The organism is Tibeticola sediminis, from assembly GCF_003843835.1.
Classification (GTDB): Bacteria; Pseudomonadota; Gammaproteobacteria; order Burkholderiales; family Burkholderiaceae_C; genus Tibeticola; species Tibeticola sediminis.
Genome location: NZ_RKQL01000001.1, coordinates 1 through 16,568, shown reverse-complemented (window position 1 = coordinate 16,568; position 16,568 = coordinate 1). Strand labels below are relative to the sequence as shown.

The following is a 16,568-nucleotide window of genomic DNA, read 5'->3' as shown; positions in this document are numbered from 1 at the left end:
AGCCGTCACGGGGCGGCTTCGCCGCCGCCATAACGACCCTTCGGCCGGCCGGTTCGGGGTCAACGGGTCCCCCGGGCGCGAACACTGGGGCTGGCGGTGAGCCTCTCAGAGATTCGGCCCCAGCCAGCGTTTGAGTTCTTCGACGGCCACGCCGCTGCGCTGGGCCAGGTCGGTGAGTTGGTCTTCGCCGATGCGGCCGACGTTGAAGTAGGTGCTTTCGGGGTGGCTGAAATAGAAGCCGCTGACGCTGGCAGCCGGGGTCATCGCAAGGCTTTCGGTGAGGCCCATGCCGATTTCATCGCACTGCAGCAGCGCGAACAAGCCGCGCTTGACGCTGTGGTCCGGGCAAGCGGGGTAGCCCGGCGCGGGACGGATGCCTTGGTAGCGCTCTCGGATGAGGTCTTCGAGGCTTAAGTGTTCATCGCTCGCGTAGCCCCACAGGTCGGTGCGTACGCGCCAGTGCAGCCATTCGGCGAAGGCTTCGGCCAGACGGTCGGCGAGCGCCTTGAACAGGATGGCCGAGTAGTCGTCGTGCGCGGCGAGGAATTCCTGCTCTTTCTTCTCGGCGCCAAGGCCAGACGTGACCGCAAACATCCCGATGTAGTCGCTGGCGACGCCACGCGGCGCGATGAAGTCGGCCAGACAACGGCTCGGGCGCATCCGGCCGTCCACCTCTTCCTTGGCCGCTTGCTGCCGCAATCCATACCAGGTCAGCGCGACCTGGGTGCGGCTCTCGTCGGTGTAGATCTCGATGTCGTCGTCGCGCACGCTGTTGGCCGGATACAGGCCGACCACGCCGCTGGCCGTGAGCCAGCGCCCCTCGATGAGCCGCTTGAGCATCGCTTGTGCATCGGCGAACACACGGCGGGCCTCTACACCGACGACCGCGTCATCGAGGATGGCCGGATAGGGACCCGCGAGATCCCAGGTCTGGAAGAACGGGCCCCAGTCGATGTAGCGCGCAAGCTCGGTGAGATCGACATTGCGGAACACGCGCCGGCCGATGAACTTCGGCGCCGGCGGCGTGTAGCCCGACCAGTCGATGGCGGTCTTGTTCACGCGCGCCTGCGCGATCGGCCACAGCGGGGTTTGCTTCTTTCCCGCATGCTGGGCGCGTACCCGCGCATAGTCGGCGTTGAGTTCGGCGATGGTCTGCACCCGCTGGTCGCCAATGAGGCTTTGCGCGACGCTTACGCTGCGCGAGGCATCGGGCACGTAGACCACGGGGCCTTCGTAGTTCGGAGCGATTTTCACGGCCGTGTGCACGCGGCTCGTGGTGGCCCCGCCGATGAGCAGTGGCACGCCGCGTTCGCGGAACCACGGGTCTTTTTGCATCTCGGAGGCGACGTATTGCATCTCCTCGAGGCTCGGCGTGATCAGCCCCGACAGCCCGACGATGTCGGCGCCTTCGGCCTTGGCCCGCGCGAGGATTTCGTGGCAGGGCACCATCACGCCCATGTTCACGACCTCGAAGTTGTTGCACTGCAGAACCACGGTCACGATGTTCTTGCCGATGTCGTGCACGTCGCCCTTGACGGTGGCGATGACGATTTTGCCTTTGGCCTGCACGTTCTCGCCCGCGGCGGCCTGTTGCAGCTTCTCGGCTTCGATGTAGGGCAACAGGTGCGCGACGGCTTGCTTCATCACGCGGGCGCTCTTGACCACCTGGGGCAGGAACATTTTGCCCGCGCCGAACAGGTCGCCGACGACATTCATGCCCGCCATCAGCGGGCCTTCGATGACTTCGAGCGCGCGGCCGCCGCGTGCGCGCACGGCCTGGTACGCCTCCTCGGTGTCGGCATCGATGAAGTCGGTGATGCCGTGCACCAGCGCGTGCGAGAGACGCTCCTCGACCGTGCCCGCACGCCACTCGTTCTTCTTGCCCTCGTCGCGCGCCGCGCCTTTGGCGGTCTCGGCGATCTCGATCAGCCGCTCGCTCGCGTCGGGGCGGCGGTTGAGCACCACGTCCTCGACGCGCTCGCGCAGCACGGGGTCGAGCTCGTCGTAGACGCCGATCATGCCGGCGTTGACGATGCCCATGTCCATGCCTGCGGCGATCGCGTGGTAGAGAAACACCGTGTGGATCGCTTCGCGCACCGCGTCATTGCCGCGGAAGCTGAACGAGACGTTGGACACGCCGCCCGAGACTTTGGCGCCGGGCAGGTTTTGCTTGATCCAGCGGGTCGCTTCGATGAAGTCCACCGCGTAGTTGTTGTGCTCCTCGATGCCGGTGGCGATGGCGAAGATGTTGGGGTCGAAGATGATGTCTTCGGGCGGGAAGTCCACCTCGTCGACCAGAATGCGGTAGGCCCGCTCGCAAATTTCGATCTTGCGCGCAAAGCTGTCGGCCTGCCCCTGCTCGTCGAACGCCATGACCACGGCTGCGGCGCCGTAGCGCTTTACGAGCCGCGCCTGCCGCTTGAATTCCTCGACCCCTTCCTTCATGGAGATGGAGTTGACGATGCCTTTGCCCTGCACGCACTGCAGGCCGGCTTCGATCACCTCCCACTTGGAGCTGTCGATCATCACGGGCACGCGCGCGATGTCGGGTTCGCCAGCCATGAGGTTGAGGAAGCGCACCATGGCGGCCTTGCTGTCGAGCATGGCCTCGTCCATGTTGACGTCGATGATCTGCGCGCCGTTTTCCACCTGCTGGCGCGCCACCGCCAGCGCTTTTTCATACTCGCCGGCCAGGATGAGCCGCGCAAAGGCCTTGGAGCCCGTGACGTTGGTGCGCTCACCAATGTTCACGAACAGCGAACCCGGCCCGATGACGAGCGGCTCCAACCCGGAAAGGCACAGCGGGGCCGGGGCCTCCTGCGAGGCAAGCGACGAGGAGGGGGCCGACGATGGAGACATGGAACTCACCTGAAAGAAAGCCGAGCGGCGTGTACAGGTGAGCGTCGTTGTGCGCGGCGCCGCCGCGGGGAAGATACGGTCCAAGCCTGACGGGCCACCGGCCCGCTGCAACGCTCCTTGGAGGCCGCAGATTTTAAGGCAACGCTGAATCAGTCCCCCGTGTGTCGCGCATCCCACGGCCCAGTGTGCGCGGGCGCGCATTTGACGCTCCCTGGTCAAGCCGGCAGAATGAACCCCAAACACGAGGGTGGGTCGATTTCGGAGTGGCCCGTATCGTGACCCGGGTGGGCTCTGTGCGCTTCTCCATCGGGCGTGGTTTTCGGCCTGTTTGTGTGGGGTCGCCAGTCTTTTTCAGCGAACTGTGAGGTTTTCGTGCGCGTTCCTCGGGGCCAGGTGGGTGGCGTGACCGTTTCTTCGAGTCAGCCGGTGTCGCAGCCGGCGGACCGGGAAGCGTTGCGTCGCCGCTTCGATGAGGAGCTCGCGCAGCTGCAGGAGCTGCCGGTCAGCTCGTGGCTGCTCCAGCAGCCCGCCGATGAACAGCAGGCGGCGCCGGGCGAGCCGGCCAGCGAAATCAATGTGGACGTGGCGCTTGCGCCCGTGTTGGTCGAGTTGCGTCGACAGCTGGGCGCTTTCCCCGGGCATTGCGCGCACATCACGTCAGGCGATGGAGCGATGTTGGCGATCTTCCGGCCCGACACGAATACCGTGTTCGTGCGCGATCGCGTCGACGTGCACGAGCTGGGCGAACTGTCTTGGCGCCCGCGTCCAATGGGCGCTGCGCAGCCGCCACGGGGCTGGCGCGTGACGACCGCCGACGCGATTCAATGGCGCTTTTCCTTGTTGGGCCCGGCGGGCGACCAGGCGCTCGCGCGCCACTGGCGCCATGCTCCGCTGGTGTTGCGCGAGACGCCGCCGTTCAATTTTTCTTTGGTTCGCGGGCGCCAGTTCGAGCTGCTGCACCTGCTTCAAAGCGGCCCCCGGACCTTTGCCGACATCGCTCGCCGCGTCGGAGGCGACGAGGCTCAGCTCAGCCGCGAACTCGTGACGCTGATGCTGATGGGCTGCCTCGTCATTGGCTGACGGGGGCGTTCGCCGGATGTTCGGGGCTTGATCCGCCGCGTTCGTTGCCCGTGCTGGCTTCGTCGCGCCGAAACGGGCCGGCGGCGCCGAGCTTGCGGGTGGCCAGCGGCGCGACCGCGTCGTGGATCGCGCCGATGTGCTGCGGCGTGGTGCCACAGCAGCCGCCCACGATGTTGACCAGCCCCTCAGCGGCGAATTCGCGCAACAGCCGACTCGTGACTTCGGGGGTTTCATCGAAGCCGGTGTCGCTCATGGGGTTGGGCAGACCCGCGTTGGGGTAGCAGCTGATGTAGGTGTCGGGCGCGGCTTTGGCGAGTTCCTGGATGTAGGGGCGCATGAGCGCCGCGCCGAGCGCGCAGTTGAGGCCGACGGCCAGCGGCCGCGCGTGCCGCACCGAGTACCAGAACGCCGTGACGGTCTGTCCGGAGAGGATGCGCCCCGAGGCGTCGGTCACGGTGCCGCTGATGATGAGCGGCAGCCGCTCGCCGGTGGCGTCGAAGGCATCTTCGATGGCGAACAGTGCAGCCTTGGCGTTGAGCGTGTCGAACACGGTCTCGACCAGCAGCACGTCGACGCCGCCTTCGATCAGTGCCAGCGTCTGCTCGAGGTATGCGGCGCGCAGTTCCTCGAATGTGACATTGCGCGCCCCGGGGTCGTTCACGTCGGGGCTGATGCTCGCGGTCTTGGGCGTGGGGCCGAGCGCACCAGCGACGAAGCGCGGATGCTCGGGCGTTTGAAATTGGTCGCAAGCCGCGCGGGCGATGCGCGCCGAGGCCAGGTTCATCTCGCGCGCCAGATCGGACATGCCATAGTCGGCCTGCGCGATGCTCGTGGCACCAAAGGTGTTGGTTTCGATCAGGTCGGCGCCGGCGGCGAGGTAGCTTTCGTGGATGTCGCGGATGAGGTCGGGCCGGGTGATCGAGAGCAGTTCGTTGTTGCCCTTGACGTCGCGTGGGAAGTCCTTGAACCGCTCGCCCGGGCAGCCCTCGCCGCGGCAGCCTTCGCCCCGGTACTGGGCTTCGGTGAGCTTGAAGCGCTGGATCATCGTGCCCATGGCGCCGTCGAGGATGACGATGCGCTGCGCGAGAATCTCGGGCAGCTGCGCCGCGCGGGTGTAGTGCAGGGGTTTCATGCCCACGATTGTAGAAAGGCATGGCCCGCCCCATGCCGCGTGCGCCGCGCCATCGGTTTTTTTGAACAAAAACCGCTGATCCCCGGCGTGAAATGGTCGGTGTTTGCTATTGTTTTTGAGGTTTTTGTTTGTCCGACCTGTCCATCCTTCAGCAGGTATTTGGTTACCCGAGTTTTCGCGGCGCGCAGGCCGAGATCGTCGCGCACGTGGCCGCCGGCGGCGACGCGCTGGTGCTCATGCCCACGGGCGCGGGCAAGAGCCTGTGCTACCAGGTGCCGGCGATCGCGCGCGCACGATCGGGCCACGGCACCACGCTCGTCGTCTCGCCCTTGATTGCACTCATGCACGACCAGGTCGGCGCGCTGCGGGAGCTGGGCGTCGCGGCCGAGCTGCTCAATTCCACGCTCGATGCCGCACAGGCGGCCGAGGTCGAGCGTCGCCTGCTGCGCGGCGACCTCACGCTGCTCTACGCCGCGCCCGAGCGTGTGACGACCCCGCGCTTTCTCGCCTTGCTCGACACCTTGCATGCGCAGGGGCGGCTTGCGCTTTTCGCCATCGACGAGGCGCACTGCGTGAGCCAGTGGGGGCATGACTTCCGACCCGAATACCGGGGTTTGTCGGTGCTGCACGAGCGCTATGCCGGTGTGCCGCGCGTGGCCTTGACGGCGACGGCCGATGCGCTCACGCGCGCCGACATCATCGAGCGGCTGCAGCTCGAGGACGCGCGGCTGTTCGTCAGCAGCTTTGACCGGCCCAACATCCGCTACACCATCGTCGAGAAGCGCGATGCGACCGCGCAGCTCGTGCGCTTCATCGAACGCGAGCATGCCGGCGAGGCCGGCATCGTCTACTGCCAGTCGCGCCGCAAGGTCGAGGAACTGGCCGACACCCTCTGCCGCCATGGCATCGAGGCCCTGCCCTACCACGCCGGCCTGCCTGCCGAGGTGCGCCAGGCGCATCAGGACCGTTTCCTGCGCGAGGACGGCTTGGTGATGGTCGCCACCGTCGCGTTCGGCATGGGCATCGACAAGCCCGACGTGCGCTTCGTCGCGCATGTGGACCTGCCCAAGAACATCGAGGGCTACTACCAGGAAACCGGCCGCGCCGGCCGCGACGGCCTGCCCGCCGACGCCTGGATGGCCTACGGCCTGCAGGACGTGGTGAACCAGCGCCGCATGATCGACGAGAGCCCCGCACCCGACGAGTTCAAGGCCGTGCTGCGCGGCAAGCTCGACGCCCTGCTGAGCCTGGCCGAGAGCACCGACTGCCGCCGCGTGCGGCTGCTGGCCTACTTCGGCGAGTCGAGCGAACCGTGCATGAATTGCGACAACTGCCTGCAGCCCCCCACCACCTGGGACGGCACCGAGGCGGCGCGGATGTTGCTCTCGACCATCTACCGGGTGCAGCAGACGAGCGGCATGGCCTTCGGCGCCGGCCACATCCTCGATGTGTTGCGCGGCAAAGCGACCGACAAAGTGCAGCAGCACGGCCATGAACGACTCAGCACCTTCGGCATCGGCGCGGCCTACAGCGAGCCGCAGTTGCGCGCGGTGTTGCGCCAGCTGCTCGCCACCGGCGCGCTCGCCGTGCAGCCGGTGGCACTCGCCAGCGGGCGAAGCTTCGACACCCTGGTGCTCACCGAGGCCTCGCGCGCGGTGCTGCGCGGCGAGCGCCCCGTGCGCCTGCGCGAGGTCGCCACCGCCAGCGCCGCGGGCGCGCGCCGCCGGGAACGCGCAGCCACGCCCCGTGTCGCGGCAGCGGCTGCGGCGCTCGACGCAGCCGCCCAGGCCCGCTTCGAGGCGCTCAAGGCCTGGCGCGCCGACGTGGCGCGCGAGCACCAACTGCCTGCCTATGTGATCTTCCACGACGCCACGCTCGCCGCCATCGCCGAGCGCTGTCCCGCCGACCTCGAATCGCTCGCGCAGATCAGCGGTATTGGCTCGGTCAAGCTCGAGCGCTACGGCGCGGCGCTGATCGAGGTTTGCCGGGCACGCTGAAGCGCCGGTTTGGAGTCGCGCGCGATCCATCCCCGCGATGGCGCGCGAGGGACTTGTCGAGCGTGGTTTGCGACGCGAACGGCGGCACAATCCGCCGATGATTCGAGCCGTAGACATTGAAGCCGCCGCCCAGCGTCTCTCTGGGCAGGTGCTGCACACGCCATGCGTGGCCTCGCGCACGCTCTCGGAAATCGTGGGCGCGCAGGTGTTCCTCAAGTTCGAGAACCTGCAGTTCACCGCGTCCTTCAAGGAGCGCGGCGCTTGCAACAAGCTCGCGCAGCTCAGCGCTGAGGAGCGCGCGCGCGGTGTCATTGCGATGTCGGCCGGCAACCATGCGCAGGGGGTGGCCTACCACGCGCAGCGCCTGGGCATCCCTGCGGTGATCGTCATGCCGCGCTACACCCCTGGCGTGAAGGTCGAGCGCACGCGCGGCTTTGGTGCCGAGGTGGTGCTGCACGGCGACACGCTCGAGGCGGCACGGGAGCATGCGTTTACGCTCGCCCGCTCGCGCGGGCTGGTCTTCGTCCACCCCTATGACGACCCCGACGTCATCGCCGGCCAGGGCACGGTGGCGCTGGAAATGCTGCGCGACGTGCCCGAACTCGACGTGCTCGTCGTAGCCGTGGGGGGCGGCGGCTTGATTTCCGGCATGGCGGTCGCCGCGCGCGCTCTCAAACCGGGCTTGGAGATCTTTGGCGTGCAGACCCAGCGCTTTCCGGCCATGGTCAACGCCATCAAGGGCACGCAGTGGCCGCAGGGCAGTTCCACCATCGCCGAGGGCATCGCCGTCGGCGCGCCCGGCCGGCTGACCGAGGCGATCATCCGCGAGACGGTCGATGACCTGCTGCTGGTCGACGAGGCCGACATCGAGCAGGCCGTGCTGATGCTGCTCGAAATCGAAAAAACCGTCGTCGAAGGGGCGGGTGCGGCGGGCCTGGCGGCCGTGCTGCGACACGGCGAGCGTTTCCGCGGCCGCCGCGTTGGCCTGGTGCTTTGCGGCGGCAACATCGAGCCGCTGCTGCTCGCAGCCTTGATCGAGCGCGGCATGGTGCGCGCCGGCCGCCTCACGCGGCTGCGGGTGCATGCGCGCGACGTGCCCGGTGCGCTCGCGCGCATCACCGCCATCGTGGCCGAAGCGGGCGCCAACATCGACGAGGTGCATCACCAGCGGGCGTTCTCAGCGCTGCCGGCCCAGAACGTCGAGATCGAGCTCGTGTTGCAGACCCGTGGGCCGACCCATATCCGCGAACTGATCGAGCGCCTGCAGGCGGCGGGCTTCGAGGCCGCTTCGTACTGAAGGCAACGCCGAACAAGTCCCCGCGCGTCGCGCATCCCAGCTGCGGTTGTCGAAATTCAGAGCCCACCGTTAGAATCCGCGCCGAAGGCTCAACCATTGAGGAAAATCAAATCATGTCTGCAGCAACCCCGGCCCACGACGACGCGCAAACCCAGGACCCGATCGAGGAAGTGACCAAATACGCCCCGCTGGTGATCCCGGTGGCCGGGGGCGTTTTGATCTTCCTGCTCGCCTTCATCGCCGTTTTCATGGCCTGAACGGGACGGCTCCGGCCGTTTTTTCAGCTTTTTACAAGCGCGGTTTAGCCCCGCCGATCGGCCCTCGGGCCGCACGGAAGCAAGGGGCAGCGCTTTCAAGAGGTGAGCATCGAGCCACCCAGGCCTGTGCCGGGTGGCTTGATTTTTTGGGTCTCCGGGCGCATGTTTCCTGCCGACGCGGTCATTGGGCCGCGAGGCCACAGGAGGGACCATGCCGCAGATCCGCCCCGCTGCCGTTGCCGGCGCCTTTTATCCCGGGCAGCCTTATGTGCTTGCCCAAGAAGTCGAGTCGATGCTGCAGCAAGCGGCATCGAACCCATCGCCGGCCTCCGCGCATCCTCCCAAGGCCTTGATCGTCCCGCACGCTGGGTATGTGTATTCGGGCCCCGTCGCCGCGCAGGCCTACGCTCAGTTGCTTCCGTGGCGCGATCAGATCCAGCGCGTCGTGCTGCTCGGGCCGGTCCACCGCGTGCCGGTGCGAGGCATCGCCTGGCCGGGCGTCGAGGCGTTCGCGACGCCGCTCGGAACGGTGCCGATCGATCGTGCAGCGCTCGCCGCCATCGCCGACCTGCCGCAAGTCGTGCAAAGCCCGGCCGCGCACGCGTGGGAACATTCGCTCGAGGTGCAGTTGCCGTTCTTGCAAGCCGTGCTCGACCGCTTCAGCCTGGTGCCGCTCGCGGTTGGAGATGCCAGCGCCGAAGAGGTGGCCGAGGTGCTCGAGCGGCTCTGGGGCGGCCCCGAGACGCTCATCGTCGTGAGTTCCGATCTGTCGCACTACCACCCCTACGGTGAGGCGCGGCGGCTCGACGCCGAGTCGGTCCAGACCATGCTGGAGCTGCGTCCGGTGCTCGACCACGAGCAGGCATGCGGTGCCACGCCGGTCAACGGCCTGTTGCTCGCGGCGCGCCGGCATGGGTTGCACCCGCATCTGCTCGATCTGCGCAATTCCGGCGACACCGCGGGTGACCGCTCGCGCGTCGTGGGCTATGCCGCCTTGAGTTTCACGGAGCCTAGCCATGTCGCACCCGGCCACGCCTGAGTTGGGCCGTGCCTTGCTGAGGCTCGCGCGTGCGGCGATCGAGCGCGCGCTCGGGATGCCCGGCCACGCACTGCCGCCGTTTTCCGAGGCAGTCGAAGCCGCGCTCGACGCGCCGGGCGCGACCTTTGTCACGCTGACCCAGCGCGGCACCCTGCGTGGTTGCATCGGGTCCTTGGTCGCACACCGGCGCTTGCGCGAGGACGTGCAGGCCAACGCGGTTGCCGCGGCGCTCGAAGACCCGCGCTTTGCTCCCCTGTCGGCGGACGAACTGCCGCGCACCGAGGTCGAGGTGTCGCTGCTCTCGCCTCCGCAACCGATCCCCGTGCACAGTCGGGCCGAAGCGCTGCGGGCGCTGCGCCCGGGCGTCGACGGCGTGATCTTCAGCTGGGGCCCGTACCGCAGCACTTTTTTGCCCCAGGTTTGGGAGCAACTGCCCGAGCCCGAGGTTTTTCTGCAGCACCTCGTGGCCAAGGCGGGCCTGCCGCCCGACTTTTGGGATACCGGGGTGCGGCTGCAGCGCTACACCGTCGAGAAGTGGCGGGAGAGCGACGTTGAATCCGGATCCGAGAAGCGCACTGATGTCTGAAATCATCGAAATGCAAACCCCCGAAAGCCTGCACCCCGCGCAGTGGTGGCACAAGCTCGACGACGGCCGCATCCAGTGCGACCTGTGTCCGCGCGATTGCAAGCTGCACGAAGGGCAGCGCGGCGCCTGCTTCGTGCGCATGCGCGTCGGCGACGCGATGGTGCTCACCACCTATGGCCGCTCCTCGGGCTTTTGCGTCGACCCGATCGAGAAGAAGCCGCTCAATCACTTTTATCCGGGCAGCGCGGTGCTGTCTTTCGGCACCGCGGGCTGCAACCTGGCCTGCAAGTTCTGCCAGAACTGGGACATCAGCAAGTCGCGCGACATGGATCGCCTGATGGATCAGGCCTCGCCCGAGGCGATCGCCGAGACGGCGCTGCAGACCGGCTGCAAGAGTGTGGCCTTCACCTACAACGACCCGGTCATCTTCGCCGAGTACGCGATGGACACGGCCGATGCCTGCCACGCGCGCGGCATTCAGACGGTGGCGGTCACGGCGGGCTACATCCACGCCGAGCCGCGACGCGCCTTCTTCTCGAAGATGGACGCCGCCAATGTCGACCTCAAGGCCTTCACCGAGGACTTTTATTTCAAGCTCACGGGCGCGCATCTGCAGCCGGTGCTCGATACGCTCGTCTACCTCAAGCACGAGACCTCGGTGTGGTTCGAAATCACCACGCTCTTGATCCCGGGTCACAACGACTCGGATGCGGAGCTCACCGCGCTTTCGAAATGGGTCGCGCGCGAACTCGGGCCCGACGTGCCGCTGCATTTTTCGGCCTTTCACCCGGACTTCAAAATGCCCGACGTGCCGCCCACGCCACCGGCGACGCTGCGTCGCGCACGCCGCATGGCGCTCGAGCAAGGCCTGCATTACGTCTACACCGGCAACGTGCACGACCCGGAAGGCGACACCACCTACTGCCCGCAGTGCCATGCCGCGTTGATCGAGCGCGACTGGTACGAGATCCGCAGCTACCGCTTGACGCCCGACGGCCACTGCCCCGACTGTGGCGCTGCCATCGCGGGCCGCTTCGACACCCAGGCCGGGCACTTCGGACGCCGCCGCATTCCGATCCGGATGGGTTGAGGCAAGGCCGGACCAGTCCCTCGCGCGCCTCGCATCTCGGCTTCGGGCGGTGCCATCGCCGGCACTGATTCAGCGTTGCCCTCAGACCCTGGCCGCGGCCCGGCTGCTGGCGCGACAATGCGCCCATGCCTGTCGCACCCGCGTCCGCTCCCGCTGCACCCGAGGTTTCGTCGGCACCGCCGCCAGCGAAGCCCGCGGCGCTGAGCGGCCCGCAAAAGGCCATGCGCAAGCTTGGCCTGGTGCGCGACATGGACCTGGTGCTGCACCTGCCGCTGCGATGGGAGGATGCGACCCGCCTCGTGCGGCTGGTCGATGCCCGAGTGGGCGAGGTGGTTCAGTTCGAGGCCACGGTGACGGCCTGCGAAGTCGTCAACCGCGGCCGCCGCCAGCTGGTTGCGACCGTGGAGGATGGCGGTGCGCGTTGCGAGCTGCGCTTCTTCCATTTCTATCCCACGACGCGCCGCGCGCTCGAAGTCGGCGCGCGCGTGCGGGTGCGCGGCGAACTGCGCCACGGCCTCTTTGGCCTGACGGTCATGCACCCGACGCTGTCGGTCGCAGGGTCGCCCCTGCCCAGCTCGCTCACGCCGGTCTACCCCACGGTGGCGGGCTTGCCGCAAACCTATTTGCGTCGCGCCATTGCGCAGGCGCTGCAGCGCGCCGACCTCTCCGAGACCATTCCGCCCGAGTTTTTGGATCAAAACCTGCTTTCCCCAGCGTGGAATGGCCGCCTGGCGCTCACTTTTTTGCATCAACCGCCGCCCACGGAGTGCCCGCAGACGCTCGAAGACCGGCAGCATCCGGCCTGGCAGCGGCTCAAGGCCGAGGAACTGCTCGCGCAGCAGCTCGCGCAGGCCCAGGCGCGGCGCGAACGTGCACGCCTGCGCGCGCCGGTGCTGGTGTCGGCGCCTGGCCCACAGGCGCTGCCCGAGCGTTTGCTCGCCGCGCTGCCGTTCGCGCTGACCGGTGCGCAAAACCGGGTCGTGGCCGAAGTCGCGGCCGATCTCGCGCGCGAGCGGCCCATGCACCGGCTGCTGCAGGGGGATGTGGGCTCGGGCAAGACGGTGGTCGCGGCGCTGGCGGCTGCGGTCGCGATCGATGCGGGTTGGCAATGTGCGCTGATGGCGCCGACCGAGTTGCTCGCCGAGCAGCACTTCGGCAAGCTCGTGGCTTGGCTGGCGCCGCTGGGCGTCGAGGTGGCCTGGCTCACCGGCAGCCAGAAGAAGGCCGAGCGTACCGCGGCGCTCGCGCGCATCGCCTCGGGCCAGGCGGCCCTGGTCGTGGGCACGCATGCGGTCATACAGGCGCAGGTCCAGTTTGCGCGGCTGGGCTTGGCCATCATCGACGAGCAGCACCGCTTTGGCGTCGCGCAGCGCCTGGCTTTGCGCGACAAGCAGGCCGCCAACGGCTTCGAGCCGCATTTGCTGATGATGTCGGCGACGCCGATTCCGCGCACGCTGGCCATGAGCTACTACGCCGACCTCGATGTCTCCACGCTCGACGAGCTGCCGCCGGGGCGCACGCCGGTGCTCACGCGCGTGCTCTCCAACGCGCGGCGCGGCGAGGTGGTCGAGCGCATCCGCGGCCAGCTCGCGCAGGGCCGCCAGGTCTATTGGGTGTGCCCGCTCATCGAGGAGAGTGAGGCGCTCGACCTGCGCAATGCCACCGCCACACACGCCGAGCTGACCGCCGCGTTGCCGGGCGTCACGGTGGCCTTGCTGCATTCGCGCATGCCGGCTGCCGACAAGCGCGCGGTGATGGCGGCGTTTGCGTCGGGCGAGGTCGGCGTGCTCGTGAGCACCACCGTCATCGAAGTCGGCGTGGACGTGCCCAACGCCAGCCTCATGGTCATCGAACATGCCGAGCGCTTCGGCCTGAGTCAGTTGCACCAGTTGCGCGGCCGGGTGGGTCGGGGTGCTGCCGCCTCGGCCTGCGTGCTGCTCTATGAGGCACCCGAGGGCGGGCGTTTGGGCGAGACGGCGCGGGAGCGGCTGCGCGCCATGGTCGAGACACACGACGGCTTTGAAATTGCACGGCGCGACCTCGCCATTCGCGGCCCCGGCGAGTTCCTCGGCGCGCGCCAGTCGGGCACGCCGCTGTTGCGTTTTGCCGACCTCACCGCCGACGCGGCGCTGCTCGAATGGGCGCGGCGGGTGGCACCGCAATTGCTCGAACGCCACCCCGATTTGGCCGCGCGTCACGTGGCGCGCTGGCTCGGGGGAAAATCCGACTTTCTCAAAGCCTGAAACGCTGCTGTCCGCGATGACCCTGACCGAACTCAAATACATCGTCGCCGTCGCGCGCGAGAAGCATTTCGGTCGTGCGGCCGAAGCCTGTTTCGTCTCGCAGCCGACGCTGTCGGTGGCGATCAAGAAGCTCGAAGACGAGCTCGAATGCAAGCTCTTCGAGCGCTCGGCCACGGAAGTCACGGTGACGCCGCTCGGGGCCGAGATCGTGCGCCAGGCGCAGGTCGTGCTCGAGCAGGCGGCCGAGATCCGCGAAATCGCGCGGCGCGGCAAAGACCCGCTCGCCGGGCCGCTCAAGCTCGGCGTCATCTACACCATCGGCCCCTACCTGCTGCCCGACCTCGTGCGTCAGATCATTCTTGCGACGCCGCAGATGCCGCTGATGCTGCAGGAGAACTTCACCGCGCGCTTGCTGGAGATGCTGCGCACCGGCGAGCTCGACTGCGCGATCATGGCCGAGCCGTTCCCCGACACCGGGCTGGCCATCGCGCCCTTGTACGACGAGCCGTTTTATGCCGCGGTGCCTTTGAGTCATCCGCTGGCGACGCAGAGCTCGGTCACGTCGCAGCAGCTCAAGGATGAGACCTTGTTGCTGCTCGGCAACGGCCATTGCTTTCGCGACCATGTCTTGGAGGTCTGCCCCGAATTCGCGCGCTATTCCAGCCATGCGCAGGGCATCCAGAAGAGCTTCGAAGGCTCGTCCATCGAAACCATCAAGCACATGGTCGCCGCGGGCATGGGTGTCACGCTCGTGCCGCGTCTGTCGGTGCCCGCCGAAGCCCTGTGTGCGCCCAAGCGCGGCAAGAAAGCCGAAGGCTTCGTGCGTTACCTGCCTGTGGTCGATGCTGATGGCGCAGCACCCCCCTCGCGCCGGGTCGTGCTCGCCTGGCGCCGCAGCTTCCCGCGTTACGAGGCCATTGCCGCGCTGCGCAATGCGGTCTACGCCTGCGAGCTGCCGGGCGTGACCCGGTTGTCCTGAGCCTAAATCCGGCAGTTGACCCTCGCCTCGCGCCCTGTTTACCCACCCACCCGATGTCCACCGACGTGTTCCGCCTCCGAGATCGCTTGCCGCTGTACCTCGATCTGATCCGCTGGGACCGCCCCGCGGGTTGGCTGCTGTTGCTGTGGCCCACGCTGAGCGCGCTGTGGATCGCGGCCGATGGCTTTCCCGGCTGGCATTTGCTGGCGGTGTTCACGCTCGGAACCATCCTCATGCGCAGCGCGGGCTGCTGCATCAACGACGTGGCCGACCGCAACTTCGACCGCCATGTGCGGCGCACGGCCGCTCGGCCGGTCACCAGCGGCCGCATCGATGTGCGCGAGGCCCTGGCCGTGGGCGCGGTGCTGGCGCTGCTGGCATTTGGCTTGGTGCTCACCACCAACCGCGCAGCCGTTGCCTGGTCGTTTTTCGCGCTCGCGATCAGCGTGGTTTATCCCTATGCCAAGCGCTTCGTATCGATGCCGCAAGCGGTCCTCGGCGTGGCGTTCAGCTTTGGCATTCCCATGGCTTTTGCCGCGGTGCAGGGCCAGGTGCCGCCGTTGGCCTGGTGGCTGCTGGCGGGCAATCTGTTCTGGGTGCTGGCCTATGACACAGAGTACGCCATCGTCGACCGCGAGGATGACCTCAAAATCGGCATCCAGACCTCGGCCATCACGCTCGGCCGCTGGGACGTCCCCGCGATCGCGGCCTTTTACCTGATTTACCTTTATTTTTGGCTCTACCCCGGCGAAATTTGGGCTCGAGATGCTCTATTTTTCATAGTGGCCGGGGTGGCGCTGGCCCAAGTCGCCTGGCACATCGTCCTCATCCGCCGCCGCGACCCGGCCGGCGCCTTCCGGGCGTTTCGGCTCAATCACTGGCTCGGGTTCACCCTGTTCGCGGGCCTCGTGCTGCAGCGCGCTTTCCGTTAACCAGCCCCTCGCGCGTCACGTGGTGCCAGAGTGGCTGGCGGAGCGTTGCCTTAGCCGCCAAACGCGTCGCCCAGCTCGCGCGCGCGCTCGTGCGCGGCGAGCAGGGCTTGGATGAACGCCGTCTTCACGCCCGCCTGCTCGAGCGCCGTCAACGCGGCATGCGTCGTTCCGCCCTTGGAGGTCACGCGCTCGCGCAAGGTTTCGGGGCTTTCCTCGCTGGCTTGCGCCAGCGCGGCCGCGCCGCTGAAGGTCGCGATGGCGAGCCGGTAGGCCTGCTCGGCACTCAGCCCCATCTGGGCGCCGGCCTCGCGCATCGCCTCGAGGAAATAGAACACATAAGCCGGGCCGGAGCCCGACAGGGCGGTCACCGCGTCCAGTTGAGCTTCTTCATCCACCCACAGACAGGCGCCCGTGGCTTCGAGCACCGACTCGACCAACCGACGTTCGTCCGCCGTCACTGCTGCTCGGGCATACAAACCCGAAATGCCTTGGCCGATGAGCGCCGGCGTGTTGGGCATGGCGCGCACGATGCGCTCGCTGGCCAGCCATCGGCCGATGCTCTCGGTCCGGATGCCTGCGGCCACGCTCAGGTGTAAAGCGGTCGCAGCCCAGGGCGCGGCGGCGGCTGCGGCCTGCGCGAACACCTGAGGCTTGATCGCCCAGACCATCAGCGAGGCGCGCGCGAGCTCGGGGCCAGCTTGCGCGAGCGTGCGCACGCCGAAGCGTGCCTCGAGCTGCTCGCGCGCGGCCGCGTGCGGCTCGACGACGAGCAAAGCATCCGGGCGCAGTCCGCGGCGGCACAAACCACCCAGGATCGCGCTGGCCATGTTGCCGCCACCAATGAAGGCAATCGGCTCGGGGAGAGAGGTGTTGGGCGTATTCATGCGGACATTTTCGCAACTTCCCGCCGCGCCGGGCGGGTGCGCGAGGGCCGATGCGCCCGCTCCGAGCCGACTCTTCGGGGTTACAACGATCCGAATGTCTGCATAAGCTCAGAAACCTTTGGCACTCCTGTGAACCAAGAGGAGTGCCATGCAAATCCACCACGTTGGGTACCGCATCCGGGGGTTTTACCGG

The 16,568-nt window shown here is 67.6% G+C and carries 12 protein-coding genes, 1 pseudogene and 1 riboswitch; of the genes and pseudogenes, 10 read left to right on the top strand and 3 right to left on the bottom strand.

Going from position 1 to position 16,568, the window contains the following annotated elements:
• Window positions 1-105 precede the first annotated feature (105 nt).
• On the bottom strand, window positions 106-2,859 hold the full coding sequence (gene metH, locus EDC62_RS00060) for a methionine synthase (protein ID WP_124219124.1): 2,754 nt from the start codon (window positions 2,857-2,859) through the stop codon (window positions 106-108).
• A gap of 32 nt (window positions 2,860-2,891) precedes the next feature.
• A riboswitch (S-adenosyl-L-homocysteine riboswitch) is annotated at window positions 2,892-2,984 on the bottom strand.
• Window positions 2,985-3,231: 247 nt separating this feature from the next.
• On the opposite strand from metH, the gene EDC62_RS00055 reads away from it, so the two are divergent.
• A complete protein-coding gene (locus EDC62_RS00055) occupies window positions 3,232-3,939 on the top strand; it encodes a hypothetical protein (RefSeq protein WP_124219122.1) in 708 nt (235 codons plus the stop codon).
• A gap of 88 nt (window positions 3,940-4,027) precedes the next feature.
• On the opposite strand, the pseudogene EDC62_RS00050 reads toward EDC62_RS00055, so the two are convergent.
• Window positions 4,028-5,071 (bottom strand): annotated as a pseudogene (locus EDC62_RS00050) (homocysteine S-methyltransferase family protein); the annotation flags it as partial.
• Window positions 5,072-5,199: 128 nt separating this feature from the next.
• Here EDC62_RS00050 and recQ point away from each other — a divergent pair.
• The 9 genes from recQ to ubiA all read left to right on the top strand — a co-directional run bounded on the left by recQ (window position 5,200) and on the right by ubiA (window position 15,491).
• Window positions 5,200-7,068 (top strand): DNA helicase RecQ, encoded by a 1,869-nt coding sequence (recQ, locus tag EDC62_RS00045; RefSeq protein WP_124219118.1) that lies wholly within the window; start codon window positions 5,200-5,202, stop codon window positions 7,066-7,068.
• Window positions 7,069-7,165: 97 nt separating this feature from the next.
• Entirely contained in the window at window positions 7,166-8,365 is a 1,200-nt protein-coding gene (locus tag EDC62_RS00040) for a threonine ammonia-lyase (protein ID WP_124219116.1), read from the top strand.
• Window positions 8,366-8,478: 113 nt separating this feature from the next.
• Window positions 8,479-8,622 (top strand): hypothetical protein, encoded by a 144-nt coding sequence (locus EDC62_RS12925; protein WP_170158992.1) that lies wholly within the window; start codon window positions 8,479-8,481, stop codon window positions 8,620-8,622.
• A gap of 211 nt (window positions 8,623-8,833) precedes the next feature.
• A complete protein-coding gene (gene amrB, locus EDC62_RS00035) occupies window positions 8,834-9,661 on the top strand; it encodes an AmmeMemoRadiSam system protein B (protein ID WP_124219114.1) in 828 nt (275 codons plus the stop codon).
• Entirely contained in the window at window positions 9,639-10,247 is a 609-nt protein-coding gene (gene amrA, locus EDC62_RS00030) for an AmmeMemoRadiSam system protein A (protein ID WP_124219112.1), read from the top strand. The genes amrB and amrA overlap by 23 nt, the downstream gene beginning before the upstream one ends.
• The gene (gene amrS, locus EDC62_RS00025; RefSeq protein WP_245968698.1) at window positions 10,240-11,337 is read left to right on the top strand and encodes an AmmeMemoRadiSam system radical SAM enzyme; all 1,098 of its coding nucleotides are present in this window, start codon (window positions 10,240-10,242) and stop codon (window positions 11,335-11,337) included. The genes amrA and amrS overlap by 8 nt, the downstream gene beginning before the upstream one ends.
• 125 nt (window positions 11,338-11,462) lie before the next feature.
• Complete coding sequence (gene recG / locus EDC62_RS00020; RefSeq protein ID WP_124219110.1) at window positions 11,463-13,580, top strand: ATP-dependent DNA helicase RecG; 2,118 nt, start codon at window positions 11,463-11,465, stop codon at window positions 13,578-13,580.
• A gap of 16 nt (window positions 13,581-13,596) precedes the next feature.
• Entirely contained in the window at window positions 13,597-14,559 is a 963-nt protein-coding gene (locus EDC62_RS00015; RefSeq protein WP_124219108.1) for a LysR substrate-binding domain-containing protein, read from the top strand.
• Window positions 14,560-14,612: 53 nt separating this feature from the next.
• Window positions 14,613-15,491: a 4-hydroxybenzoate octaprenyltransferase gene (ubiA, locus tag EDC62_RS00010; protein WP_124219106.1), complete on the top strand. Its 879-nt coding sequence runs from the start codon at window positions 14,613-14,615 to the stop codon at window positions 15,489-15,491.
• A gap of 50 nt (window positions 15,492-15,541) precedes the next feature.
• Here the strand turns inward: ubiA and proC are convergent, their stop codons facing one another.
• Window positions 15,542-16,375: a pyrroline-5-carboxylate reductase gene (gene proC / locus EDC62_RS00005; RefSeq protein ID WP_124219104.1), complete on the bottom strand. Its 834-nt coding sequence runs from the start codon at window positions 16,373-16,375 to the stop codon at window positions 15,542-15,544.
• Window positions 16,376-16,568: the final 193 nt, after the last annotated feature.

Excerpts from the sequence above, each read along its gene's own strand:
- metH (WP_124219124.1), bottom strand. The coding sequence starts at position 2,859 with ATGTCTCCATCGTCGGCCCCCTCCTCGTCGCTTGCCTCGCAGGAGGCC.
- EDC62_RS00040 (WP_124219116.1), top strand. The coding sequence starts at position 7,166 with ATGATTCGAGCCGTAGACATTGAAGCCGCCGCCCAGCGTCTCTCTGGG.
- EDC62_RS12925 (WP_170158992.1), top strand. The coding sequence starts at position 8,479 with ATGTCTGCAGCAACCCCGGCCCACGACGACGCGCAAACCCAGGACCCG.
- amrB (WP_124219114.1), top strand. The coding sequence starts at position 8,834 with ATGCCGCAGATCCGCCCCGCTGCCGTTGCCGGCGCCTTTTATCCCGGG.
- amrA (WP_124219112.1), top strand. The coding sequence starts at position 9,639 with ATGTCGCACCCGGCCACGCCTGAGTTGGGCCGTGCCTTGCTGAGGCTC.
- amrS (WP_245968698.1), top strand. The coding sequence starts at position 10,240 with ATGTCTGAAATCATCGAAATGCAAACCCCCGAAAGCCTGCACCCCGCG.
- recG (WP_124219110.1), top strand. The coding sequence starts at position 11,463 with ATGCCTGTCGCACCCGCGTCCGCTCCCGCTGCACCCGAGGTTTCGTCG.
- EDC62_RS00015 (WP_124219108.1), top strand. The coding sequence starts at position 13,597 with ATGACCCTGACCGAACTCAAATACATCGTCGCCGTCGCGCGCGAGAAG.
- ubiA (WP_124219106.1), top strand. The coding sequence starts at position 14,613 with ATGTCCACCGACGTGTTCCGCCTCCGAGATCGCTTGCCGCTGTACCTC.
- proC (WP_124219104.1), bottom strand. The coding sequence starts at position 16,375 with ATGAATACGCCCAACACCTCTCTCCCCGAGCCGATTGCCTTCATTGGT.